The following is a 24376-nucleotide window of genomic DNA, read 5'->3' as shown; positions in this document are numbered from 1 at the left end:
AAATAAAATCAGGCAAAAAATAACCACACGACTGTGTGGTTATGTTTAAAGGTGCTACATCAACGTGTGGTGCTTGTTGTCGTGGTGGTCGTTGTACCGGTGTTTGCACCGTCACCGCCGCCAGCAGCAGCGATGCCGAGACCTACTAACGCACCCAGTGCGCCGATACCCACAGCAGTGGTTGCACCGGTCGAGATTGCTCCCGCCTGTGCACCGGCTGCGGCACCGGCTTCTTCTGGTGCGGCGATAGCAGCAGAAGACACGGCAACGTAAAGTAAGGCTGCACCGGCAACCATCAGTTTTTTCATAACAACGTTTCCTGCATTTTTTAGAGAAAATGAATGGAGGATGTACCCTAATTTCGGGCGCGTTCAGTATAGGGCAACAAATTAGCAGAGTTCAGTGGCAGAAAAAGAGGGTGGGAAGTAGGGATATTTCTGGTGATAAATAAGGCGAATTGGCGATAGTTGCTTTTTTTAAATGAAGTTTTTTACGAGGGTGGAATAATTGTGGGGTTGCGCGCATTGCAGCAGGATTTTCAACTTTTGCATTATAAATTGGCACGGAATAGGAATAATCAGATTTTCCTGAACACTGTTAAACAGAAAAAATATATCAATCAATCAGATAGTTAATAATTTATCTTAATTAGATCCATTTTTTATCAAATGTTGTCACTCCTTGATTTGCAAACTTCCGATTTTCCTTAGGCCATTTTAAGAATTATCTAACCTTAGCGAGTTCAGCAAATAACAAAAATGGGCGTGAAGCGGCAAATTTGGCAGAAAAAAGGCGGCAATTAAGCCGCCTTCATCAGATTGGCAGGAAAATTAACGCCAGGATTTATAGCGGTTAATTAAGCCATTAGTGGAGCTATCGTGGCTGCTGATATTCGCGTCGTTTTCCAGCTCTGGCAAAATGCGGTTTGCCAGCTGTTTACCCAATTCAACGCCCCACTGATCAAACGTGAAGATGTTGAGGATGGCGCCCTGCGTGAAGATTTTATGTTCATACAGTGCAATCAACGAACCCAGGCTGAACGGGGTGATTTCGCGCAGCAGAATGGAGTTAGTTGGGCGGTTACCTTCAAAGACTTTGAACGGCACAACGTGCGCGACGGATTCAGCAGATTTACCGGCATCGGTAAACTCTTTCTCAACCACATCACGAGATTTTCCGAACGCCAGTGCCTCAGTCTGCGCGAAGAAGTTCGACAGCAGCTTAGGATGGTGATCGGTGAGCACATTATGGCTCTGTGCAGGCGCGATAAAGTCGCATGGGATCAGTTTGGTGCCCTGATGAATCAGCTGGTAGAACGCATGCTGACCGTTGGTACCCGGCTCACCCCAGATGATGGGGCCAGTCTGGTAATCCACCGGGTTGCCTTCACGATCCACATACTTACCGTTGGATTCCATGTTGCCCTGCTGGAAGTACGCCGCGAAGCGGTGCATGTACTGGTCGTAAGGCAGAATGGCTTCGGTTTCGGCACCAAAGAAGTTGTTGTACCAGATACCGATCAGCGCCAGCAGCACCGGCAGGTTCTGCTCGGCAGGGGTATTGGCGAAGTGGTTGTCCATCGCATGCGCGCCGCTCAACAGCTGCTCGAAGTTCTCGAAACCGATAGAGAGGATGATCGACAAACCAATCGCTGACCACAGTGAATAGCGCCCGCCAACCCAGTCCCAGAACTCGAACATGTTGTTGGTATCAATACCGAACTCGCCCACGGCTTTACCGTTGGTAGAGAGCGCGGCAAAGTGTTTCGCCACGTGCTGTTGATCGCCCGCTGTCTTCAAGAACCAGTCACGCGCGCTGTGGGCGTTGGTCATGGTTTCCTGAGTGGTGAAGGTTTTTGAAGCCACGAGGAACAATGTGGTTTCTGGGCTGAGATCTTTCAGCGTTTCAGCGATATGAGTGCCATCAACGTTGGACACAAAGTGCATGTTGAGGTGATTTTTGTAGGGACGCAGCGCTTCCGTCACCATGAACGGACCTAAATCCGAACCACCAATACCGATGTTCACCACGTCGGTAATCGCTTTGCCGGTATAACCTTTCCATTCGCCGCTGATGATGCGTTCAGAGAAGCCTTTCATCTTCGCCAGCACCGCATTCACTTCTGGCATGACATCTTTGCCATCAACAATGATTGGCGTGTTGCTGCGGTTACGCAGCGCAACGTGCAATACAGCGCGTTCTTCAGTGCGGTTGATTTTCTCACCGGAGAACATCGATTTGATCGCGCCCGCCAGATCGGTCTCTTTTGCCAGCACTTGTAATTTATCTAAGGTGTCTTGGGTGATGCGGTTTTTTGAGAAATCCACCAGCATCTGATCATCGAAGGTGGCAGAGAATTTCGCAAAACGATCGGCATCATCTTTAAACAGGTCGGCGATCTGCACCGATTTCATCTGGTCAAAATGCTGCTGCAGCGCTTTCCAGGCTGCGGTTTGTTTCGGATTGATATTTTTCATGGCAACACTCTTGTTGAAATAAGAACCGTCATTCCATCCGGGCGCGTCCTGCTGGCCCGGCGTGCTAAGCATTTTTTGTGGCTAATACGCTACCGCGAACGGGTTTCAGTATGACCACAGTTGCAAACGAAGGGAAAAAATTTGTGACTGTGGCCTCATCGTTTCAGGTTAATCCGGCGAAGATTGTCGCTGCCGCCACGAAAAATTTCCCTGAGTCGCATCAGCAAAAGGCCGCGTTTTTTGGCGCCGTTGACTACTTTAGGCGGGTGTGGCCGCCAGCGTTTGTTCTGCGATGCGCTGGCGTAATTCTAAAAATGAATTGTCCAGGCGTTGCAAGGCTGGACAGCGGAAGAATTAATCAGTATTTTGTGCCCGCGACTTGCACCTCCGGGTGCAAGCCAGAAGAGGCGCGTCGCCCAGGCAGTGTGTTCGAGGATCCGTATCCGTTAGAGAACACATCAGGGGGTGTGACGCCGAGATGGCACAACACACGGAGTGTTGAGCTGTCGGCTGCAGGGGCTGAATCCTCTGGGTTGTCACCAGAATCGTCCGCAGTCGGACGTTTCGCAAGGTGAAGTGCTTTTGGTGACTCATCTACTGATCTTGTCGGTCCAATTCTGCTCTTCTCTTGTGCCAAGGCTGAAATCACCTCTTCCGTTCCTATCCAACGGGAGAAAGCTAATCTGACACGAGGTTCATTACATGTCTCAAACTCTGATCGTGGCAAAATTTGGCGGCACCAGCGTAGCCGATTTTGATGCCATGAACCGCAGCGCCGATGTTGTTCTGTCCAACGCGGATACCCGTTTAGTGGTGCTCTCTGCTTCAGCAGGCGTGACCAATCTGCTGGTTTCTTTGGCCGCAGGCCAGGAAATGGAGCAGCGCGCCTATCTGCTGGATGAAATCCGTAGCATTCAATACGCCATCATCGATCGCTTGCAGTCGCCTGACGTTATTCGTCAGGAGATTGATCGCATGTTGGAAAACATCCTGATGCTGGCGGAAGCGACGGCACTGGCAACCTCACACGCGCTGACCGACGAACTGGTGAGCCATGGTGAGTTGATGTCGACGCTGCTGTTCGTGGAAATTCTCCGCGAACGTCAGGTCAATGCTGAGTGGTTCGATGTGCGCAAAGTGATGCGCACCAACGATCGTTTCGGCCGTGCGGAACCGGAAGTGGCGACGCTGAAAGAGCTGACTACCGCGCAACTGGCATCGCGTACCGCCGAGGCGCTGGTTGTGACTCAGGGCTTCATCGGGAGTGAAGGCAAAGGCCGCACCACCACATTGGGTCGCGGCGGCAGTGACTACACCGCGGCTCTGCTCGGAGAAGCGTTGCAAGCCGCACGCGTGGATATCTGGACCGACGTGGCCGGTATCTACACCACCGATCCACGCGTAGTGCCAACCGCGAAGCGCATCGAAGAGATCACCTTCGAAGAGGCGGCCGAAATGGCCATCTTCGGCGCGAAAGTGCTGCACCCAGCAACCTTGCTGCCTGCGGTCCGTAGTGATATCCCGGTGTTTGTTGGGTCGAGCAAAGATCCTGCGGCGGGTGGTACACGCGTGTGTAATGAAACCAAAAATCCTCCGCTGTTCCGTGCGCTGGCCTTGCGTCGTAAACAAACGCTGATGACGCTACACAGCCTGAACATGCTGCACGCCCACGGCTTCCTGGCTGAAGTGTTCGCTATTCTGGCTCGCCACAATATCTCGGTTGATTTGGTCACCACCTCTGAAGTGAGCGTAGCGCTGACGATGGACACCACCGGCAGTTCAACCACCGGCGACAGTCTGCTGACGCAAGCGTTACTCACTGAACTCTCTTCACTGTGCCGCGTGGAAGTGGAAGAGAACCTGGCGCTGGTGGCGATTATCGGCAATAACCTGTCGAAAGCCTGCGGCGTCGGCAAAGAGGTATTTGGTGCCCTTGAGCCGTTTAATCTGCGGATGATTTGCTACGGAGCCAGCAGCTATAACCTGTGCTTCCTGGTGCCAACGCCAGATGCGGAAGAAGTGGTGCGCGCACTGCATAAGAATCTTTTTGGTTCTTAAGGCAAATTTTTAGCGTAATAAATCAAGCCGGACCTGGTCCGGCTTTTTTATTTTATAAATTTCGTTAAACAATAGATTAAGCCAAACGGCAGCCCACTTTTCGCGCCAGCGATTTATTTATAACCCCATGATTCATAGTAATTTCCTTCATTTTTCCTACTGGAATTGTCTCCATATCCCACTACGCTGCTAATCAGCGGTTACGTTTTAATCGCCCTTATCGATTGTCCCAATGAGAAAACATTCAATTTTTGAGGGAATGGCTATGCAAAGATTGGTTGCTGAAGGGGTAGGAACATTTGTTCTGGTTCTAGGCGGATGTGGCAGTGCGGTTTTAGCCGCAACGTTCCCACAAGTGGGGATTGGTTTTGCGGGTGTCGCACTGGCATTTGGTTTGACGGTGTTAGTGATGGCGTTTGCCGTGGGGCACATCTCCGGCGGGCACTTTAATCCGGCCGTCACTATAGGATTGACGGTGGGAGGACGTTTCCCGGCAGCTCAGGTGATCCCTTATATCATCGTGCAACTAGTGGGTGCCGCCGCCGCAGGAGGCGTGTTGTACCTGATTGCCAGCGGTAAACCTGGATTTGATGCCGCAGCCAGCGGGTTCGCCTCGAATGGCTATGGTGAGCATTCACCGGGAGGATTTAGCCTGCATGCCGGGATGATCTGCGAAACGGTGATGACGGCGATCTTTCTGGTGGTGATCATGGGCGCTACCGATAAACGCGCACCGGCGGGTTTCGCACCGATTGCCATTGGCCTGGCGCTAACACTGATTCATCTGGTGAGCATCCCCGTGACCAATACCTCGGTCAACCCGGCGCGCAGCACCGGCGTAGCCATCTTCCAGGGCGGTTGGGCATTGCAACAGTTGTGGATGTTCTGGCTGATGCCCATTATCGGCGCAGCGATAGGTGGTGTGATCTACCGAGTTTTACTGGAAAAAGCAGAATAACTTCTTCGTATTGGGCGGATCGACCGCAGACGATCCGCATTTTATCCTGCCAGCGACTTCCTGCCTTACGTCACGATAATGAAATGTTATGATCCCGCGTCCGCCGCTACGGTCGTTCCCCACGCGGCACTTCATCTGTGGCTTATGAAATAAATTAAAAAATATCTAAGGAAGTCTCCCCATGCTCGGCATGTTAACTCGTCTGTTCCCCCTCTGGGCCGTGCTGCTCTCGGTCGCTGCGTATTACTCTCCAGGCACCTTCACCGGCATTGGCCCGTGGGTCACCTATCTACTGATGCTGATCATGTTCGGCATGGGTGTCACTCTCAATATTGATGATTTTAAACGGGTGCTGACGCGCCCAGCGCCGGTTATTGCGGGGACATTCCTGCACTATCTGGTGATGCCGCTGGCGGCATGGGGCCTGGCAAAACTGTTCCATATGCCACCGGATCTGTCAGCCGGAATGATTCTGGTGGGCAGCGTGGCCAGTGGTACCGCGTCCAACGTGATGATCTATCTGGCGAAGGGCGATGTGGCCCTTTCCGTGACCATCTCATCGGTTTCTGCACTGGTGGGCGTCTTCGCCACGCCGCTGCTGACGCGCTTCTACGTGGATACCCACATTCAGGTCGATGTGGTCGGCATGCTGCTCAGCATCATTAAGATTGTCGTTATCCCGATTGGACTGGGTCTGATTATCCACCACTCGATGAACAGCGTGGTGCGCCGCGTTGAGCCGTATCTGCCGGCATTTTCCATGGTCTGTATTCTGCTGATCATCAGCGCTGTGGTAGCCGGTTCTCAGGGCTTTATCGGTTCTGTCGGTCTGGTGGTGATTGCGGCAGTGATCCTGCATAACGCCATCGGCCTGCTGGGCGGCTACTGGGGCGGCAAGCTGTTTGGCTTTGACGAATCGACCTGCCGCACGCTGGCGTTGGAAGTGGGGATGCAGAACTCCGGTCTGGCGGCGACGTTGGGCAAACTCTACTTCTCACCGCTGGCCGCGTTGCCAGGCGCACTGTTCTCGGTGTGGCATAACCTGTCAGGTTCACTGCTGGCGGGTTACTGGTCGGGCAAACCGATTGAGAAGAAGCAGAAATAATAATGCGAGCGGGCGACCAACAGGTCGCCCGCTGTCTATGGACGTTTCACTGAGGCGGGAAATGCCAGGAAGGGAAACAGCAGATAAGGAGCAATCAGCAAGAGAATAAAGACGCCACGCGAATAACCCGCATCGTTGATTCTTCGGCTGCCACAGGCCAGCAACGGCAGGATAAACAGCAGCAGCGGCACGAAAGCAATTTCACCACTTTTCATGGCAAACAGCTGCAGGTAGAGGCAAAACCAGCCCACCTGAAACACGACGAACACCACGTAGCCTGCACGTCTTTCCAACCCACTAAAGTTAAACGTCTTAAGAAAGCCATCTTTGATAATCTTAAACAATCGCGTTATCAGCATCTTCCCTCCTTGCGGCTACAGTTTCAGATAAGCGCGAATCCCATCCAGAAACATCTGTGTTGCCAGCATAATCAAAATCAATCCCATTAACCGCTCTAGCGCGTTAACGCCTTTGTCACCTAACAAGCGTAAAAACAGTCCTGACATCAGCAGAATGACTACGGTAACGCCCCAGGCAATCAGCAATGCGCCAACCAAATGTGACATCTGATTGGGATATTGATGTGACAGCAGCATCAGCGTGGCTAATAGCGAAGGGCCTGCGACCAGCGGAATCGCCAGCGGCACCAGAAACGGCTCTTCACCTGCCGGTAATCCGCTGGTGCTGGTTTCGCCAGAGGGAAAAATCATGCGGATGGCGATGAGGAACAAAATGATACCGCCAGAGATGGAGACGGTTTCGGTGCGCAGGTTGAGGAACGCCAGAATACGTTCACCGGTAAACAGGAACAGCAGCATGATAATCAGTGCGATCAGCATTTCACGAATCAGCACTGCCCGGCGGCGCTTAGGTTCGAGATGCTTGAGCACCGACATAAAAATTGGCAGGTTGCCCAGCGGGTCCATAATTAACAGCAATAATATGGTCGCAGATATCATTTCGGTCATGTGGAAAAACCCATCCTTTAATTGTTATTAGCGCTACTGCTGAAAAAGTTGATGCAATCGATTTAATTCACTTGCCAGAAAGCCTGCATTTTGTAGAGTTGGAGGTCGCAGGTAAACCTGATTATTACGCAGACTGGCTCGATAGTGCGGCCAGTCTTTCCTTGCACCACGAAGGGCACAGTAAAAAAACGCCCCGGACGGACAGAAAATGAAGAATGTAGGCTTTATTGGTTGGCGTGGTATGGTCGGCTCAGTGCTGATGTCACGCATGAGTGAAGAACGTGATTTTGATGTGATCAATCCGGTCTTCTTCTCCACGTCACAGCTTGGTCAGGCGGCACCGACATTCGGCGGCAAGTCGACCGGTGCACTGCAGGATGCTTTTGATATCGAGGCGTTGAAGGCGCTGGATATTATTATCACCTGCCAGGGCGGTGACTACACCAGTGAAGTCTACCCTAAGCTGCGTGAAAGCGGCTGGCAGGGTTACTGGATTGATGCAGCCTCCACCTTGCGCATGAAAGATGACGCCATCATCATTCTCGATCCGGTTAACCACAACGTGATTCGTCAGGGCCTCGACAACGGTATCAAAACCTTTGTTGGCGGTAACTGCACCGTGAGTCTGATGCTGATGTCGCTGGGCGGCCTGTTCGCCAATGATCTGGTGGAGTGGGCGTCTGTCGCCACTTACCAGGCGGCTTCAGGCGGCGGTGCGCGCCATATGCGTGAGCTGCTGACCCAAATGGGCATGCTGCACAACCATGTGGCCAAATCGCTGCAAGACCCGGCCTCGGCGATTCTGGAAATTGAACGCAGCGTCACCGATTTCACCCGTTCTGGCACCTTGCCGACCGACAATTTCGGCGTGCCGTTAGCCGGCAGCCTGATCCCGTGGATCGACAAGCAGCTCGATAACGGCCAGACGCGCGAAGAGTGGAAAGGCCAAGCGGAAACCAACAAAATCCTGCGTACCAGCAGCCCGATCCCGGTGGATGGTCTGTGTGTGCGTGTCGGCGCACTGCGCTGCCACAGCCAGGCGTTCACCCTGAAGCTGAAGAAAGATATTCCGCTCAACGAAATCGAACAGCTGCTGGCTGCTCACAACGAGTGGGTGAAAGTGGTGCCTAACGACCGTGAGATCACTATGCGCGAACTGACGCCTGCGGCAGTCACCGGTACGCTGACCACCCCAGTGGGTCGTCTGCGCAAACTGAACATGGGACCGGAATATCTTTCCGCCTTCACCGTGGGTGACCAGTTGCTGTGGGGCGCGGCTGAACCGTTGCGTCGCATGTTACGTTTGCTGATTGACTAAGCGCAGCGACAAACCAGACAGGCCGGGGTTTCCCGGCCTTTTTTTGTCATGCAGGTTGCAAAACTTAACGCAAATTGCGCCTGACAAGTGATCCGCTTCCCCTTTTTGCTCGCCCGATAAGTATTTTTTACGATCCCCCCTGGCTTCTGCCAGCCCCAAGCTATGATTTAACAGTGATGTGCCGGTTGTTAACTGTTTTTGCTTTCGAACTGAATGGTTGTTGTACACGGCAAAGATCTTCCCCCAAGGACGGTGTCCTCTCTTGCTGTTGTATGTATGGCTCAATGAAAAGCAGCGCACCAGAGGCGACATAGCTGTCCATTCTGGTCGCCTGCGCGAAATCATAGGAAGAAAGTCATGTCAGAGCTTCCCGATCGCCATGCGATCAATGCCCTTTTTGCCGGGAATTATGCCGATCCCTTCTCTTTCCTGGGGATGCACCAAACTGTCGAAGGCCTCGAAGTGCGCGCGCTGCTGCCTGATGCCTCTGAAGTGTGGGTGATTGAAACCAACACCGGACGCAAGTGCGCACAGCTAAAATGCCTCGATTCGCGCGGCTTCTTCTGCGGCGTGATCCCCCGTCGTAAAAACCTGTTTCGCTATCAGCTGGCAGTCACCTGGCACGGCCAGCAAAACCTGATCGACGATGCATATCGCTTCGGTCCGTTATTGGCAGAAATGGATGCCTGGCTGCTGGGCGAAGGGACGCATCTGCGTCCGTATGAAACATTAGGTGCGCACGGTGCGACCATCGATGGCGTCAGCGGCACCCGTTTCTCGGTGTGGGCACCCAATGCACGCCGGGTTTCCGTGGTAGGTGAGTTCAACTTCTGGGATGGTCGTCGCCATCCGATGCGTTTTCGCCGCGAACTGGGTGTTTGGGAACTGTTTGTGCCTGGCGCCGTGAATGGCCAGCTCTACAAATATGAAATCATTGATGCGTCAGGGCAAATGCGTATCAAAGCCGACCCGTTCGCCTTTGAAGCGCAGATGCGTCCACAAACGGCGTCGATGATTTGCGGGCTGCCGCCTAAGGTGGAGATGCAGCCGCAGCGCAAAGCCGCCAATGCCTTTGATCAGCCGATCTCGATTTACGAAGTGCATCTGGGTTCGTGGCGTCGCCACACTGATAACAATTTCTGGCTGAGCTACAAAGAGCTGGCCGAACAGTTGGTTCCCTATGTGAAGGAGATGGGCTTCACCCATATTGAACTGCTGCCAATCAACGAACATCCGTTTGATGGCAGTTGGGGATATCAGCCACTGGGCATGTATGCACCCACGCGTCGCTTTGGTACCCGCGATGAGTTTCGCCACTTTATCGCTGCGGCGCACGATGCCGGCCTCAATGTGTTACTCGATTGGGTGCCAGGCCATTTCCCGAGTGATGACTTCGGATTGGCAAAATTTGATGGCACTGAACTGTATGAGCACAGCGATCCCCGCGAAGGGTTTCATCAGGACTGGAACACGCTGATCTACAACTTTGGCCGCCGCGAAGTCAGCAACTATCTCTCCGGCAACGCACTGTACTGGATGGAGCGCTTTGGCATTGACGGCCTGCGCGTGGATGCCGTGGCATCAATGATCTATCGCGATTACAGCCGCAAAGAGGGTGAGTGGGTGCCCAACCACTTCGGCGGTCGCGAAAACCTCGAAGCCATCTCGTTCCTGCGCCACACCAACCGTACTTTGGGCCGGGCCGCGCCGGGCACTATCAGTGTGGCGGAAGAATCCACCGATTATCCCGGCGTGACACGCCCCTCTGAAGATGGTGGGCTCGGCTTCTGGTTCAAATGGAACCTCGGTTGGATGCACGACACGCTGGATTACATGAAGCTCGATCCCGTCCATCGCCAATATCATCACAATTTGATGACCTTCGGCATGCTCTACAACTACACCGAAAACTTTGTGCTACCGCTGTCGCACGACGAAGTGGTGCACGGCAAGCGCTCGATTCTGGATCGTATGCCGGGCGATGCCTGGCAAAAGTTTGCCAACCTGCGTGCTTATTACGGCTGGATGTGGGGCTTCCCAGGCAAGAAACTGCAGTTTATGGGCAATGAGTTTGCGCAAGGTCGCGAGTGGAATCACGATTCGAGTCTGGACTGGCATCTGCTGGAGGGTGAGGACAACTGGCACAACGGTGTGCAGCGCTTGGTGCGCGATCTCAACCACAGCTACAAACACTTCACGCCGCTGCATCAGCTTGATTTCGATGCGCAGGGCTTTGAGTGGCTGGTGGTTGATGACCACGAAAACTCGGTGTTTGTGTTTGTGCGCCGCGATCGTGAAGGCAACGAAATCATTGTCGCCAGTAACTTTACGCCGGTAGCGCGTCAAGATTATCGCTTTGGCGTTAATCAACAAGGCGGCTGGCGTGAGGTGATGAACACCGATCAACAGGATTACCACGGCAGTGATACGCGCAATCACGGTGTGGTGCATACCGATAACATTGAAAGCCATGGCCGGGCACAATCGCTCAGCCTGACCTTACCGCCGCTGGCCACGATTTGGCTGGTGCGGGAGGGTGACTGATGCTGGAGACCGGGCAGGCGACGCCGTTGGGCGCCCATTATGACGGGCGCGGCGTGAATTTTACGCTGTTTTCCCGCCATGCTGAGCAGGTGGAGCTGTGCCTGTTTGACACGCACGGTGCTGAACGGCGATTTACGCTGCCCGCACGCAGTGGCGATATCTGGCACGGCTATTTCCGGCGTTAAAGCCCGGCCAGCGCTATGGCTATCGCGTACACGGCCCTTGGGCACCACAGCAAGGACATCGTTTTAATCCGGCTAAATTGCTGGTCGATCCCTGCGCCAAAGCGGTAGCCGGTGATATACCAGACGACCCGCGTTTTCTCGGCGGCGAGCAGGAACGTGACCTGCAGGATAACGCCGCGATCGCGCCGAAATCATTGGTGATCGCCGAAGATTTCGACTGGAACGATGAGAAGCCGCTACGCACGCCTTGGGGCAAGACCGTGATTTATGAAGCGCACGTGCGCGGCTTAACCCGGCAACATCCGGAAATTCCGGAAAGGCTGCGCGGGACTTATGCGGCACTGGGCCATCCTGCTATGGTGAAGTACTTACGCCATCTCGGCATCACTGCGCTTGAGCTGCTGCCCATTGCCCACTTCGCCAACGAACCGCGTTTGCAGCGGCTGGGGCTGAGTAACTACTGGGGATACAACCCGTTTGCCTTGTGGGCAGTAGATCCCCGCTACGCGTCCGGCGACCACGGCCTCACGCCATTGCAGGAGTTTCAGCAGGCGGTTAAAGCGCTGCATGCGGCGGGTATCGAGGTGATCCTCGATGTGGTGTTCAACCACACCGCCGAACTGGAAGAATTGGGGCCGAACATTTCGCTGCGTGGCGTGGATAACGCCAGCTATTACTGGCTCGACGCGCAGGGCGAATACCAAAACTGGACCGGCTGCGGTAACACGCTGAATTTGAGCGATCCGCAGGTGATGGAATGGGCATTAGAGGCGCTGCGTTACTGGGTGCGCGATTGCCATATTGATGGCTTCCGCTTTGACCTTGCCAGCGTGCTGGGCCGTACGCCTGAATATCGTCAGGATGCCCCGCTGTTCGCCGCCATCAAAGCCTGCCCGCTGTTATCAAAGGTGAAGCTGATTGCGGAGCCGTGGGATATTGGCCCCGGTGGCTATCAGGTGGGCAATTTTCCCGTGGGATTCGCCGAGTGGAACGACCATTTCCGCGATGCCGCCCGCCGCTATTGGCTGCATGGTCAGCTTAATAATGGCGAGTTTGCCCGGCGCTTTGCGGCTTCCAGTGACGTATTCCAGCGTGAAGAGCGCCTGCCGCACGCCAGTATCAATCTGATCACCGCGCATGACGGTTTTACGCTGCGCGACGTGGTGAGCTTCAACAACAAACACAATCAGGCCAACGGCGAGGACAATCGCGACGGCAGCAGCAGTAACTTTAGCCACAACCACGGCAAAGAGGGGCTGCAGGTTAATTTCGATATTGTCGAACGGCGGCGGCGCAGCGTGCATGCCTTATTCACGACGCTGCTGTTGGCGCAAGGCACACCGATGTTGCTGGCCGGGGACGAACGCGGTCACAGCCAGCACGGCAACAATAACGCGTACTGTCAGGACAACCCGCTCACCTGGTTGAACTGGCATCAGGATGATTATGGACTGGTCGACTTCACTGCCGCATTAATCCGGCTGCGTCAGCGCATTCCCGCGTTGACGGCAGATCGCTGGTGGCAGGAAGGCGATGGCAATGTGCAGTGGTTCAATGCCAGCGGCAAACCACTGGGAAATGAGGAGTGGGAACAGGGGGCGCACAGAATGCAGATCCTGCTCTCCAGCCGCTGGTTAATAACAATCAACGCCACGGAATCGGTGAGTGACCTTGCCTTACCAGACGGAGAGTGGCGTGCCATTCCTCCTTTCGCCGGGGAAGATAACCCCATCCTGACAACTGTCTGGCACGGGCCCGCACACGGCGTGTGTGTGTTCCTAAAGCAATCATAAGGAGTCAGACATGGTTAAGTTAGATAGAACAGACCCACTGATGCTGGCGCGCCAGCTCCCTACACAAACGGTGGCGTTGATCCTTGCTGGCGGGCGCGGAACGCGCCTGAAAGATCTCACCGCCAAACGCGCCAAACCTGCCGTGCACTTCGGCGGCAAGTTCCGCATCATCGACTTTGCGCTGTCGAATTGTATCAATTCGGGCATTCGGCGCATCGGCGTGATCACCCAATACCAGTCGCACACGTTAACGCAGCACATCCAGCGTGGCTGGTCGTTATTCAACGAAGAGATGAATGAATTTGTCGATTTGCTGCCGGCGCAGCAGCGTGCTTCCACCGAGCATTGGTATCGCGGTACCGCCGATGCGGTTTCGCAGAACCTCGACATCATTCGCCGCTATCGAGCGCAATACATCGTGATTCTCGCCGGGGATCATATCTACAAAATGGACTACTCGCGGATGTTGCTCGATCACGCTGAACGTGGCGCGAAGTGCACTATTGCCTGCCTACCGGTGCCGCTCGCTGAAGCCACGGCCTTTGGTGTGATGGCGGTGGATGCCGACAACAACGTGGTCGATTTTGTGGAAAAACCGCCGAAACCTCCTTCAATGCCGGGGGATGACACCAAAGCGCTAGCCAGTATGGGCATCTACGTGTTCGACGCGGATTACCTCTACCAGCTGCTGGAGGAGGATTTGCAAGCCCCTGAATCCAGTCATGATTTCGGTAAAGACCTGCTGCCGAAAATTGTCGCAAGCGGTGAGGCCTACGCACACTCCTTTACCTTATCGTGCGTGCAGAACGATGAAAACGCTGAGCCATATTGGCGTGATGTCGGGACGCTGGAAGCCTACTGGCGCGCCAATCTTGATCTGGCCTCGGTCACGCCTGAGCTGGATATGTACGATCACGACTGGCCGATCCGCACCCATATGGAACCCTTGCCTCCGGCGAAGTTTGTGCAGGACCGCTCGGGCAGCCATGGCATGACGATGAATTCGTTGGTGTCGGGTGGCTGCATCATCTCCGGTTCGGTGGTGGTGAATTCCGTGCTGTTCCCGCGCGTGCGCATTAACTCATTTTGCAATATCGACTCATCGGTGCTGTTACCTGATGTGGTTATTAACCGATCCTGCCGTCTGCGCCGATGCGTGATTGATCGCGCCTGCGTGATCCCGGAAGGCATGGTGATTGGTGAAAACCCTGATGAAGACAGCCGCCGTTTTTACCGTTCAGAAGAAGGCATCGTTTTGGTGACGCGCGCCATGCTGGCCAAGTTGGCTAGTTGACCACGAAAGCAACGAGCAAGACACACAGGCAATCGCCGCGGGGAACGCGCGCGATAACACAATAGGGGTTCAGGATGCAGGTTTTACATGTCTGTTCAGAGCTTTTTCCGCTGTTGAAGACCGGTGGATTAGCTGATGTTGTCGGTGCATTGCCTCAGGCTCAAATAGCTGAAGGTATGGATGCGCGGGTGCTGATTCCCGCGTATCCGGATCTGCGTAAAGGGATTCCTGATACCGAAATCGTGGCGGAGCTGCAAACTTTTGCCGGGCCGGTCCGTTTATTATTTGGACAATTTAACGGTGTTGGCATTTATTTAATTGATGCGCCGGGATTGTATGAACGTCCCGGCAGCCCGTATCACGACACATCGCAATTTGCCTATGTGGACAACTATCTGCGCTTTGCGCTGCTGGGCTGGATCGGTGCTGAGCTTGCCAGTGGGCTGGATATGCACTGGCAACCCAATGTGGTGCACGCCCATGACTGGCATGCTGGTCTCACCTGCGCCTACATTGCGGCACGTGGGCGTCCGGCGAAAACGGTATTTACCGTACACAACCTGGCGTATCAGGGGCTGTTTGCAGCGCGTCATTTGGATGAGATCCAGATCCCGCGCGCCTTCTTCGATATGCACGGATTGGAGTTTTACGGACAAATTTCCTATCTCAAAGCGGGATTATTTTTTGCCGATCATATAACCGCAGTAAGCCCGACATATGCTTTAGAGATAACCCGGCCAGAGTTTGGCTACGGCATGGAATCTCTGCTGGAACAGCGCCTGAAAGAAGGGCGCTTAAGCGGAATTCTCAACGGTGTCGACCCTGGCATTTGGGACCCAGCCCATGACCTGCTGCTCACGGCGCGTTACGACCGTGACACGCTGGAGAGTAAAGCAGAGAACAAGCGCCAACTGCAGATCGCCATGGGGCTGAAAATTGATGAGAAAGCGCCGGTGTTCTGTGTCATCAGCCGCCTGACTAAACAAAAAGGGCTGGATTTGGTGCTGGAGGCGCTGCCGGGATTACTGGCACAGGGTGGACAACTGGTGCTGCTGGGCCAAGGCGATGCCGAGTTGCAACAAGGTTTTCTCGCCGCCGCCGCTGAGCACCCTGGCAGCGTGGGCGTTCAGATTGGTTATCACGAAGCGTTTTCGCACCGCATTGTCGGTGGTGCCGATGTGATTATGGTACCGAGCCGCTTTGAGCCGTGTGGCCTGACCCAACTATACGGTTTGAAGTACGGCACCCTGCCGCTGGTGCGCCGCACTGGCGGGCTGGCGGATACGGTACAAGACAGTTCGCTGGAGAACCTCGCTGACGGGGTCGCAAGCGGTTTCAGCTTTGAAGACAGTAACGCCTGGTCGCTGCTACGCGCGATTCGACGTGCCTTTGTACTGTGGTCCCGTCCTTCACTCTGGCGTTACGTTCAGCGGCAGGCGATGGGGATGGATTTTAGTTGGCAGGTGGCTGCACAAGCCTACCGCGATCTTTATCAACGTTTGCTGTAATCAGAGATTGGGATACTGGATATGAATGCACCTTTCACCTATGCCTCACCCACGCTGACGGTTGACGCACTGAAGCACTCAATCGCCTATAAGCTGATGTTTACCATTGGTAAAGACCCGTCGATCGCCAATCAACATGAGTGGCTCAACGCCTCGTTGTTGGCGGTGCGCGATCGCATGGTGGAACGCTGGCTGCGATCCAGCCGTGCTCAGCTGTCACAAGATGTGCGTCAGGTTTATTACCTGTCGATGGAGTTCCTGATGGGGCGCACGCTGGGCAATGCGCTGCTGGCGATGGGTATTTATGACGATCTCAATCAGGCGCTAGACGAGATGGGTCTCGATCTCAGTGAGCTGATGGACGAGGAGAACGATCCGGGGCTGGGTAACGGTGGTTTAGGACGGCTGGCGGCCTGCTTCCTCGATTCTCTCGCGACGCTGGGCCTGCCGGGACGTGGGTACGGTATTCGCTATGACTACGGCATGTTCAAGCAGAATATTGTTGATGGTCAGCAGCGTGAATCGCCAGACTATTGGCTGGAATACGGCAATCCTTGGGAATTCCAGCGCTTTAACACACGTTATAAAGTCCGCTTCGGTGGGCGCTTGCAGCATGAAGGTGCGCGCGTTCGCTGGTTAGAAACCGAAGAGATTATCGCGGCGGCTTATGATCAGATTATCCCAGGTTTTGATACCGATGCGACCAACACGTTACGTTTGTGGAGCGCACAGGCCAGCAACGAGATCAATCTGGGTAAGTTTAACCAAGGTGATTACTTCGCGGCGGTAGAAGATAAAAACCACTCTGAGAATGTCTCACGTGTGCTCTATCCCGATGACTCAACGGATTCAGGCCGTGAATTGCGTCTGCGTCAGGAGTATTTTCTCGTGTCGGCCACGGTGCAGGATATTCTCAATCGCCACTGGCAGATGCATGAAACCTGGGACAATCTGGCGGATAAAATCGCCATCCACCTCAATGATACCCATCCGGTGCTGGCCATCCCCGAATTGATGCGTCTGTTGATCGACGAGCACAAATTCAGCTGGGATGATGCCTTCGAAGTCACCTGTCAGGTGTTCTCCTACACCAACCACACGCTAATGAGTGAAGCGCTGGAAACCTGGCCGGTAGATATGTTCGGCAAGATCCTGCCGCGCCATCTCAGCATTGTTTTTGAAATCAATGACTACTTCCTGAAAACCATTCAGGAATATTACCCAGACGACTGGGATCTGATGTCGCGCATTTCGATTATTGACGAGAACAACGGTCGTAAGATTCGCATGGCGTGGCTGGCGGTGGTGGTCAGCCACAAGGTGAATGGCGTATCTGAGCTGCATTCCAATTTGATGGTGCAATCTCTGTTTGCAGACTTTGCACGTTTGTTCCCTGGCCGTTTCTGCAATAAAACCAACGGCGTGACACCGCGTCGATGGCTGGCGCTAGCGAACCCCGCGCTGTCAGAAGTGCTGGATGGGACCATTGGCCGCAACTGGCGTACCGATCTTGGTCAACTGAGCGAGTTGACGCCGCATGCCGATTATCCAGCCTTCATTGAGCAGATCGCCGATGCTAAGTTTGCCAACAAGAAGCGTTTAGCGGATTGGGTGGCCAAGAACATGGATATCGTGTTGGATCCGCATGCACTGTTCGATGTGCAGATCAAACGCATCCACGAATACAAACGTCAGCTTCTGAATGTGCTGCACGTGATTACGCGCTACAACCGTATCAAGGCCGACCCCACTGCGGACTGGGTGCCGCGCGTGAATATCTTTGCCGGTAAAGCGGCCTCGGCCTATTACGTGGCGAAGCACATCATTCACTTGATCAACGACGTCGCGAATGTGATCAACAATGATCCGCAGGTGAAGAACAAGCTGAAGGTGGTGTTCATTCCTAACTACAGCGTGAGCCTGGCGCAGATCATCATTCCGGCGGCGGATCTCTCTGAGCAGATCTCTACGGCGGGCACGGAAGCGTCGGGCACCAGCAATATGAAATTTGCCCTTAATGGCGCATTGACCATCGGTACGCTGGATGGCGCCAACGTCGAGATGCGTGAGCATGTTGGGCCAGAGAATATCTTTATCTTTGGCAACACCACGCCGCAGGTCGAGCAGTTGCGCAAGGATGGCTACAATCCGCGTAAATATTATGAGGAAGATGCAGAGTTGAATCAGGCACTGACGCAAATCGCCAGCGGCGCGTTCAGTCCTACTGAACCGGGTCGCTATCGCAATCTGTTTGATGCGCTGGTGAACTTCGGCGATCACTATCAGCTGCTGGCCGATTACCGTAGCTATGTCGATACGCAGGATAAGGTCGACAAACTTTATCGTCAGTCAGATGAGTGGCAGCGGTGTGCGGCGTTGAACATCGCCAATATGGGCTACTTCTCAGCGGACAGAACGATTCAGGAGTACGCGGATGAGATCTGGCATATTTCGCCGGTGAGATTGTAAAGCTGGAGATGTCGTAGCGGCGCAATTTATTGTGCATCTGCCAGCAGTATTGCTGCTTCAGGCATTTGCAATAAATCGCGCCGCTCAAGCACATTTCGGTAGCCATTAATGGCTACCCTACATTGTTCGGTGCGGTTTTCGTAGGGTGCGCATTTATGCGCACCTGGACAGCATTACTTGAGTGTAATGCTTTTCACGATGGCGTCCGCATCGCTCTGCGCCTGCTGCTGGTTGTCTGCTGGCAGGGTAATTTGCAGGGTCAGCAGTTTGCCATCCACCTTAGCCAAAATCACTGAAGACCATGAAGTCTGGTTATTGGCCGAAATCACCGTATCCAGCTGCTGAGCGGGCTGATCTTTCAACGTAATCGCTTTGTTTGACACGACTTGCAGCTGCGGGTCACGGCTGCGCTGCTGCTGTTCCAGACGCTGCGACAACGCATCAAGCGCTTCATTGGTCGGATCGCCTGCAATCACGATAATGGCGCGCTGGCCGGTTTCATCGGCGTAGACGTGCATATTCGTGGATTCAGAACCGAGTTTGCCGCTCTTATCAGACATCCCCGCAGGCAAACTAAAGCTCAATTTACCCTCCATCAGATTCACGGTCTGAGCTGACTGGCTGGCACTGGCGCCGTTACTACCTGCTGCATCGTCTTTCTTCTGGTCACAGGCCGCAAGACCCAGAACCAATAAACCAATACCCGCATATTTCACTAAGTTACGCATTCTTTTCCCTTTTATGATTCCAGTCTGGCGCTTTCTATCCGGTATAGAAACGGAATCGACGGTCAAAAGCAACCGCCGCTTTGTCAGGAAATCTTAGCGTGCTACGGCATTTCGTCTATGTGCAATTAGCCGAAATTCATCTGACGCTGTGAAGAGCGCTCGGCCAAGCGTTTCAACATGGCATTGAGTAGCACACCGTAAGCAGGCAGGAAGAAAACCATGCAAATCAATACTTTGAAGCTGTAATCCACTAAGGCGATTTCCACCCAGTGAGCGGCCATAAACGGGTCTGGACTCTTGTAAAAAGCGATGAAAAAGAAGGCCAGCGTATCGCTAATATTGCCGAGGAACATCGCCGAAGCAGGGGCAACCCACCACTGCGGTAAACGACGCAAACGGTTAAAAACATGGACATCAAGAATCTGACCGAGCGCATAAGCCATAAAGCTGGCGCTGGCGATACGCGCGACAAACAGGTTCACCTGTTCCAGTGCTGCCCAACCCTGCCACTCGCCTTGGTAGAACAAGCAAGAGACGGTGTAAGAGATGAAGAGTGCTGGAATCATCACCGCTAAGATAATGCGACGGGCTAACGGCGCGCCAAAAATACGCACGGTGAGATCGGTTGCGAGGAAAATAAACGGAAAACTAAACGCACCCCATGTGGTGTGGAAGCCGAAAATCGAAACCGGCAGCTGCACCAGATAGTTACTGGAGGTGATCACCAGCAAATGGAATAGCGATAGCCAAAACAGCGCATGCATGCGCTGACGAGCGGAAAAATTAATCATTTCTGACCTTTTTAAAGTTGGGGTGAGGGAACCCAATCCCATCCCCGTCATACTTCGCGTTGTAGCTGCGTTGGCTGCGTTCGCGCACCCCAGTCACTTACTTGTGTAAGCTCCTGGGGGTACACGCACTTGCCGCCTTGCTAAAACGCGAATTATTTAGGGGATAGCGTCGTATCTGTTAAAAAAACGGCGGCATCTTAGCGCGTTGCGCAATTAATGCAATGGTTAATTTTAACGCAATCGTTATCGCCTTGCGCTAAGGATTGAGCGCGCTAGAATGAGCGCCCACCATGAATGAAGACAGAGAATCATGAGCGATCCCTTTTCCACGCCTGACCACACACTTGATGCACAGGGCTTACGCTGCCCGGAGCCGGTGATGATGGTGCGCAAAACCGTCCGTACCATGCAGGCGGGTGAAACCCTGTTGATCATTGCTGACGATCCGGCGACAACGCGTGATATTCCAGGATTTTGCCGCTTTATGGAACATCAGTTGCTGGCACAGCAGACGGAAACGCTGCCGTACCAGTATTTGATTCAGAAAGGCCAGGCTTAACGCTGACGCAGCAGGCGCAACGCGTTGGCGGTGACCAGTGCAGTTGCACCGGAATCGGCTAACACCGCCAGCCACAAGCCGGTAAAACCAAGCAGCGTGGTGACCAAGAAAATCCCCTTCAACCCTAACGCAATTGCAATGTTCTGACGAATGATGGCGCGCGTGCGACGTGCCAGTGCAACGGTGCGCGGTAACAGCGTCAGGCGATTTTGTGTTAATGCCGCATCGGCGGCTTCCAGCGCCACATCGGTACCGCTGCCCATGGCAATGCCCAAGGTTGCGGCTTTCATGGCGGGCGCATCGTTAATGCCATCGCCCACCATCGCCAGCGATTGCTGCTGCCCCAGTTTGCGTACGGCTTCGACTTTATCGGCGGGGAGCAATCCGGCGCGGTACTCGATATTCAGCTCAGCGGCAATTGCCGCAGCCGCGCGCGGGTTATCACCTGTCAGCATCAGACTGTGAATACCTAACGCTTTCAGCTGCGCTAATGCGCTTACCGCTTCTTCGCGCAGTTGATCCTGCAACGACAGCGTGCCGAGCACCGTCTGTTCTTGCAACAGGACTACAACGGTCTGTCCTTGTGCTTCGCGCTGGGCTATCGCCTGCTGCTGATCTTCAGTGAGTTCATTGACATCACGTGGGGCTAATAACTGATACGTGATGCCCTCAATTTGCGCCCGAATACCGCTACCGGCCAGCGTTTGCTGATGTTGTGCTTGCGGCAATCTTAGCTGGCGACGTTCGGCTTCTTGCACCACCGCTAATGCCAGCGGATGACTTGAACCTTGCTCGACCGCCGCCGCAATGCGGAGCAGCGCGTTCTCTTCCTGTGCGCCGAAGGCCTCAACCTGCGTCACCTGTGGTTTGCCAACGGTCAGCGTACCGGTTTTATCGAATGCCATGGTTTGGATGCGACTGAGATGCTCCAGCGCCGCGCCGCCTTTAATCAAGGCGCCTTGGCGTGCTGCCGCCGCTAAACCGGAAGTGATGGCTGCTGGAGTTGAAATGACCAGCGCACAGGGGCAACCAATCAACAGCAGCGTCAGGCCTTTATAGATCCAGGGAAGCCATGCGGCACCGGCTATTAGCGGCGGCAACACCATCACCAATAGCGCCAGCAGCATAATCGCTGGGGTATAGAGGCGGCTAAAGCGATCGATAAAACGTTCTACTGGTGCACGATGGCTCTCAGCATCTTCAATCAGTTGCAGGATACGATCGACGGCGCTCTGGCCGGGCTGTGAGATGACTTTCAGGGTCACCAAACGATCGGCGCTGGTGGCCCCGGCCATCACCGCTTCGCCAGGCTGACGTACTACGGGTACTGATTCACCGGTAAGGGCGCTTTCGTCAAAACTGGCGCTGAGATTCAGCAGTGCGCCATCGGCGGGTAAACGCCCGCCTGCAGCGACTTCAATTACATCACCGGGACGTAAGTCAGCCAGCGCGACCTGCTCGCGTTGGTGACCAGTCAGACGCGTAGCGGTATCGGGACGCAGCGCCATCAATGCGCTGACGCCACGACGAGCACGCGCGGCAGCATAGGATTCCAAACGCTCACCCAGTTGGAACAGCAGCAGCACCATGGCGGCTTCGGCGTGTGCGCCGATGATCAGTGCGCCGGCAGCGGCAATGGTCATCAAGGTTTCGATGCTAAATGGGGAGCCGCCACGCAACAGTTTTCCTGCGCTGAGGGCAATCGGCGCTAAGCCAATCAGTGTTGTCACCACGAACAGGCGATCGCCCCACGCTGGCGCAATCTGGCTGAGCAACCCGCTTGCCAGCATCATTACCGTCAGTACCAGCAAGCTGGCATTCTCGCGCCAGCGGTTTGGGGTCGCGGGCTGAGAAGGGAGATCGTTTGAGGTCAGGGTAAAGCCGACTTTTTTGACCGCGGTTTCGATGGCAGAGCGGATATCCTGATGCGCATCTACCACCAGTTTTTCACTGGCAAAAATCACGCGGGCGCTGCTGACCTGCGGGAGTTGCTGCACCGCGTTTTCTATTTTTCGCGCGCAGCTGGGGCAATCCATCCCGGCAATTTGCCAGCGGAATTGGTGTGAAGTTAAGGCGGGCCTGTCACCTTCGGCGTCGCTTTCGCCACCAGGACTGCCGCTGTCGTTATCACAGCAGCCACAACCGTTTTCAGGTGTCGCGGGCATTGCGGCAGAGATTTTCAATGTAGTTGGCGAAGCGCTGCGAATGGCGCACAACGGCTGAGGTTTGCTGTGAGATTTCCCACAGCGGCAAGGATGAGAATGTGAGTGCATATGACCTCCAGAATCAGATGCGGGCCACTGCCCGCAATCCGAATGCTACACTCTGGAGTCCACTCCAGAGTCAAGTGGCGAGGTCATCTTTTCTTCAATACAGCCATAAAGAACGCACAATCATAAAGTGACCGGCGAAGTAACAAGCAGCAACAATGGCGCTATCGGCACTGAAACGGCGGCGATAATGCGTAATAAACCAGACAATATTGGCTATTAGCAATAATCCTGCCCCGACCAGCAGTGAGAAGCTAAAATCAGTTGGTCGGAAGAAGTAATTTTCGGCTGCCATCCAGTTCATCACCAGCGTCATGCCAATCAGCGTACAGGTCGGCCAGCGCAAATCCTCTAGCTTGGACCAGATCACGCCGATAACTACGGCACCAATCACCAGCAGCGTCACCGGAATCGGCCAGAAGAAACTCATGGTCATGTGCGCGGCGAAGCTGATGGTATACAGCAGATGCGACAGGAAGAATGCACCTAACGCATAGAGCATTTGCTGGCGAGGTAGTAACGTCAGCGCATCACCAACCAGCGTGGCAACCAGCCCAGCGAGAATCAAATAGTCGGTGGTATTCAGAGTGGGGGCCTGCCATGCCCATGCAACCAGCAATAGCAGAGTAACGGGTTTGAACAGCCAGCGTTGCCATTGCGGGCCACGGTATGACGCATCGACATAGAGCCAACCGGAAAAAAGTACGGCAAGAAAAGACCAAAGCATGTTTTCTCCCTTTTCTGGACGCGCAGCCCAGACTATTGAATTTTCCCAAAATCGCGATCCCAGTGTATGTTACGGGTGGCAAATGTGACAATCGGTCAACTCTGGTTGTATGCTTTGTCGTCTTTACTCACCCCAATAACCACGCAAAGCACGAGAGAAATCATGAGCAAACCACCGCTAATCTTTTTCATCGTTCTGGCGATTATTGCCGTTTTGGCGACCCGTCAGTTTATTAAGCAGCGCCGCGAAACGGCGGTGAATGATGCTTCGCCCGTACGTTCCCTTACCGTTGAAGTGAAAACGAAACGCGAATTCCCCTCACCCAATCGGCGTTCACGCCAGCGCGAAGAGATTGTGGCGGAAGATATGACCTATGAAGCGATGTTCCATCCACTGAATGGCGCGAGTGATATCAAAGTGGTGGTCAATGCCAATGACTATCATCAAATCGATAAAGGGGCGAAAGGGGAGTTGAAGATGAAGGGCAGCCGCTTTGTCAGCTTCACGCCAGCACAGTAAAAGGGCCGCTAATGCGGTCATGCTTGTCATTTAAGTGTGTTTCGGTCGCCATAAATGGCGCCCCTACGAGGTTCAACGTGGTTTTGTAGGGGACGCATTCATGCG

Annotated in this window: 19 protein-coding genes, 1 pseudogene and 1 riboswitch; of the genes and pseudogenes, 11 read left to right on the top strand and 9 right to left on the bottom strand. The window is 54.1% G+C overall.

Annotated features, from left to right (window positions below; all coding sequences use genetic code 11):
• Positions 1–59: 59 nt before the first annotated feature.
• Both yjbE and pgi read right to left on the bottom strand, forming a co-directional pair.
• Complete coding sequence (gene yjbE, locus HA51_RS24980; RefSeq protein WP_034827112.1) at positions 60–308, bottom strand: exopolysaccharide production protein YjbE; 249 nt, start codon at positions 306–308, stop codon at positions 60–62.
• 522 nt (positions 309–830) lie between these two features.
• The gene (pgi, locus tag HA51_RS24975; protein ID WP_084938094.1) at positions 831–2477 is read right to left on the bottom strand and encodes a glucose-6-phosphate isomerase; all 1647 of its coding nucleotides are present in this window, start codon (positions 2475–2477) and stop codon (positions 831–833) included.
• Positions 2478–2871: 394 nt separating this feature from the next.
• Positions 2872–3067, top strand: a riboswitch (Lysine riboswitch).
• Between the two features lie 112 nt (positions 3068–3179).
• Here pgi and lysC point away from each other — a divergent pair.
• The 3 genes from lysC to panS all read left to right on the top strand — a co-directional run bounded on the left by lysC (position 3180) and on the right by panS (position 6598).
• The gene (gene lysC, locus HA51_RS24970; protein ID WP_084938069.1) at positions 3180–4535 is read left to right on the top strand and encodes a lysine-sensitive aspartokinase 3; all 1356 of its coding nucleotides are present in this window, start codon (positions 3180–3182) and stop codon (positions 4533–4535) included.
• Between the two features lie 265 nt (positions 4536–4800).
• Positions 4801–5493: an aquaporin Z gene (gene aqpZ / locus HA51_RS24965; protein ID WP_084938067.1), complete on the top strand. Its 693-nt coding sequence runs from the start codon at positions 4801–4803 to the stop codon at positions 5491–5493.
• Between the two features lie 181 nt (positions 5494–5674).
• Complete coding sequence (gene panS, locus HA51_RS24960; protein WP_084938065.1) at positions 5675–6598, top strand: ketopantoate/pantoate/pantothenate transporter PanS; 924 nt, start codon at positions 5675–5677, stop codon at positions 6596–6598.
• 35 nt (positions 6599–6633) lie between these two features.
• On the opposite strand, the gene HA51_RS24955 is transcribed toward panS, so the two are convergent.
• Together HA51_RS24955 and HA51_RS24950 are read right to left on the bottom strand one after the other, a co-directional pair.
• Entirely contained in the window at positions 6634–6957 is a 324-nt protein-coding gene (locus HA51_RS24955) for a DUF805 domain-containing protein (RefSeq protein WP_084938063.1), read from the bottom strand.
• Positions 6958–6972: 15 nt separating this feature from the next.
• The gene (locus HA51_RS24950) at positions 6973–7566 is read right to left on the bottom strand and encodes a YhgN family NAAT transporter (RefSeq protein WP_034827091.1); all 594 of its coding nucleotides are present in this window, start codon (positions 7564–7566) and stop codon (positions 6973–6975) included.
• 208 nt (positions 7567–7774) lie between these two features.
• Here HA51_RS24950 and asd point away from each other — a divergent pair, with 208 nt between their 5' ends.
• Positions 7775–8884 (top strand): aspartate-semialdehyde dehydrogenase, encoded by a 1110-nt coding sequence (gene asd / locus HA51_RS24945; protein WP_084938060.1) that lies wholly within the window; start codon positions 7775–7777, stop codon positions 8882–8884.
• Here the strand turns inward: asd and HA51_RS27060 are convergent.
• Positions 8864–9196 (bottom strand): hypothetical protein, encoded by a 333-nt coding sequence (locus HA51_RS27060; RefSeq protein WP_139810737.1) that lies wholly within the window; start codon positions 9194–9196, stop codon positions 8864–8866. The genes asd and HA51_RS27060 overlap by 21 nt on opposite strands.
• A 45-nt stretch (positions 9197–9241) precedes the next feature.
• Here HA51_RS27060 and glgB point away from each other — a divergent pair, with 45 nt between their 5' ends.
• The 5 genes and pseudogenes from glgB to glgP all read left to right on the top strand — a co-directional run bounded on the left by glgB (position 9242) and on the right by glgP (position 18677).
• Positions 9242–11428 (top strand): 1,4-alpha-glucan branching enzyme, encoded by a 2187-nt coding sequence (gene glgB / locus HA51_RS24940; RefSeq protein WP_084938057.1) that lies wholly within the window; start codon positions 9242–9244, stop codon positions 11426–11428.
• Positions 11428–13406: pseudogene (glgX, locus tag HA51_RS24935) on the top strand (glycogen debranching protein GlgX). The gene glgB and the pseudogene glgX overlap by 1 nt, the downstream one beginning before the upstream one ends.
• 10 nt (positions 13407–13416) lie before the next feature.
• Positions 13417–14700 (top strand): glucose-1-phosphate adenylyltransferase, encoded by a 1284-nt coding sequence (gene glgC / locus HA51_RS24930; RefSeq protein WP_084938055.1) that lies wholly within the window; start codon positions 13417–13419, stop codon positions 14698–14700.
• Between the two features lie 74 nt (positions 14701–14774).
• Entirely contained in the window at positions 14775–16208 is a 1434-nt protein-coding gene (glgA, locus tag HA51_RS24925; protein ID WP_084938052.1) for a glycogen synthase GlgA, read from the top strand.
• A 21-nt stretch (positions 16209–16229) separates the two neighbouring features.
• A complete protein-coding gene (gene glgP / locus HA51_RS24920) occupies positions 16230–18677 on the top strand; it encodes a glycogen phosphorylase (protein WP_084938049.1) in 2448 nt (815 codons plus the stop codon).
• A gap of 173 nt (positions 18678–18850) precedes the next feature.
• Here glgP and HA51_RS24915 read toward each other — a convergent pair whose 3' ends face one another.
• Together HA51_RS24915 and HA51_RS24910 are read right to left on the bottom strand one after the other, a co-directional pair.
• The gene (locus HA51_RS24915; RefSeq protein ID WP_084938046.1) at positions 18851–19405 is read right to left on the bottom strand and encodes a DcrB family lipoprotein; all 555 of its coding nucleotides are present in this window, start codon (positions 19403–19405) and stop codon (positions 18851–18853) included.
• 125 nt (positions 19406–19530) lie between these two features.
• Entirely contained in the window at positions 19531–20196 is a 666-nt protein-coding gene (locus HA51_RS24910; RefSeq protein ID WP_084938044.1) for a 7-cyano-7-deazaguanine/7-aminomethyl-7-deazaguanine transporter, read from the bottom strand.
• 310 nt (positions 20197–20506) lie between these two features.
• Between HA51_RS24910 and tusA the strand changes: the two genes are divergently transcribed.
• A complete protein-coding gene (gene tusA / locus HA51_RS24905; RefSeq protein ID WP_084938042.1) occupies positions 20507–20755 on the top strand; it encodes a sulfurtransferase TusA in 249 nt (82 codons plus the stop codon).
• Here tusA and HA51_RS24900 read toward each other — a convergent pair.
• A complete protein-coding gene (locus HA51_RS24900) occupies positions 20752–23028 on the bottom strand; it encodes a zinc/cadmium/mercury/lead-transporting ATPase (protein ID WP_084938039.1) in 2277 nt (758 codons plus the stop codon). The genes tusA and HA51_RS24900 overlap by 4 nt on opposite strands.
• Before the next feature lie 94 nt (positions 23029–23122).
• Positions 23123–23752: a lysoplasmalogenase gene (locus HA51_RS24895; protein WP_084938037.1), complete on the bottom strand. Its 630-nt coding sequence runs from the start codon at positions 23750–23752 to the stop codon at positions 23123–23125.
• Positions 23753–23914: 162 nt separating this feature from the next.
• Between HA51_RS24895 and HA51_RS24890 the strand changes: the two genes are divergently transcribed.
• Entirely contained in the window at positions 23915–24271 is a 357-nt protein-coding gene (locus HA51_RS24890; protein WP_084938035.1) for a DUF2500 domain-containing protein, read from the top strand.
• The last annotated feature ends 105 nt before the right edge of the window (positions 24272–24376 follow it).

The sequence above is a fragment of the Pantoea rwandensis genome, assembly GCF_002095475.1.
In the GTDB taxonomy this organism is placed as follows: domain Bacteria; phylum Pseudomonadota; class Gammaproteobacteria; order Enterobacterales; family Enterobacteriaceae; genus Pantoea; species Pantoea rwandensis.
The sequence above is the reverse complement of the archived record's forward strand: the minus strand, read 5'-3'. Positions and strand labels throughout refer to the sequence as shown.

Bases quoted from the DNA above. Each gene is read 5' to 3' on its own strand.
- yjbE (WP_034827112.1), bottom strand. From the start codon at position 308: ATGAAAAAACTGATGGTTGCCGGTGCAGCCTTACTTTACGTTGCCGTG.
- pgi (WP_084938094.1), bottom strand. From the start codon at position 2,477: ATGAAAAATATCAATCCGAAACAAACCGCAGCCTGGAAAGCGCTGCAG.
- lysC (WP_084938069.1), top strand. From the start codon at position 3,180: ATGTCTCAAACTCTGATCGTGGCAAAATTTGGCGGCACCAGCGTAGCC.
- aqpZ (WP_084938067.1), top strand. From the start codon at position 4,801: ATGCAAAGATTGGTTGCTGAAGGGGTAGGAACATTTGTTCTGGTTCTA.
- panS (WP_084938065.1), top strand. From the start codon at position 5,675: ATGCTCGGCATGTTAACTCGTCTGTTCCCCCTCTGGGCCGTGCTGCTC.
- HA51_RS24955 (WP_084938063.1), bottom strand. From the start codon at position 6,957: ATGCTGATAACGCGATTGTTTAAGATTATCAAAGATGGCTTTCTTAAG.
- HA51_RS24950 (WP_034827091.1), bottom strand. From the start codon at position 7,566: ATGACCGAAATGATATCTGCGACCATATTATTGCTGTTAATTATGGAC.
- asd (WP_084938060.1), top strand. From the start codon at position 7,775: ATGAAGAATGTAGGCTTTATTGGTTGGCGTGGTATGGTCGGCTCAGTG.
- HA51_RS27060 (WP_139810737.1), bottom strand. From the start codon at position 9,196: ATGTCGCCTCTGGTGCGCTGCTTTTCATTGAGCCATACATACAACAGC.
- glgB (WP_084938057.1), top strand. From the start codon at position 9,242: ATGTCAGAGCTTCCCGATCGCCATGCGATCAATGCCCTTTTTGCCGGG.
- glgC (WP_084938055.1), top strand. From the start codon at position 13,417: ATGGTTAAGTTAGATAGAACAGACCCACTGATGCTGGCGCGCCAGCTC.
- glgA (WP_084938052.1), top strand. From the start codon at position 14,775: ATGCAGGTTTTACATGTCTGTTCAGAGCTTTTTCCGCTGTTGAAGACC.
- glgP (WP_084938049.1), top strand. From the start codon at position 16,230: ATGAATGCACCTTTCACCTATGCCTCACCCACGCTGACGGTTGACGCA.
- HA51_RS24915 (WP_084938046.1), bottom strand. From the start codon at position 19,405: ATGCGTAACTTAGTGAAATATGCGGGTATTGGTTTATTGGTTCTGGGT.
- HA51_RS24910 (WP_084938044.1), bottom strand. From the start codon at position 20,196: ATGATTAATTTTTCCGCTCGTCAGCGCATGCATGCGCTGTTTTGGCTA.
- tusA (WP_084938042.1), top strand. From the start codon at position 20,507: ATGAGCGATCCCTTTTCCACGCCTGACCACACACTTGATGCACAGGGC.
- HA51_RS24900 (WP_084938039.1), bottom strand. From the start codon at position 23,028: ATGCACTCACATTCTCATCCTTGCCGCTGTGGGAAATCTCACAGCAAA.
- HA51_RS24895 (WP_084938037.1), bottom strand. From the start codon at position 23,752: ATGCTTTGGTCTTTTCTTGCCGTACTTTTTTCCGGTTGGCTCTATGTC.
- HA51_RS24890 (WP_084938035.1), top strand. From the start codon at position 23,915: ATGAGCAAACCACCGCTAATCTTTTTCATCGTTCTGGCGATTATTGCC.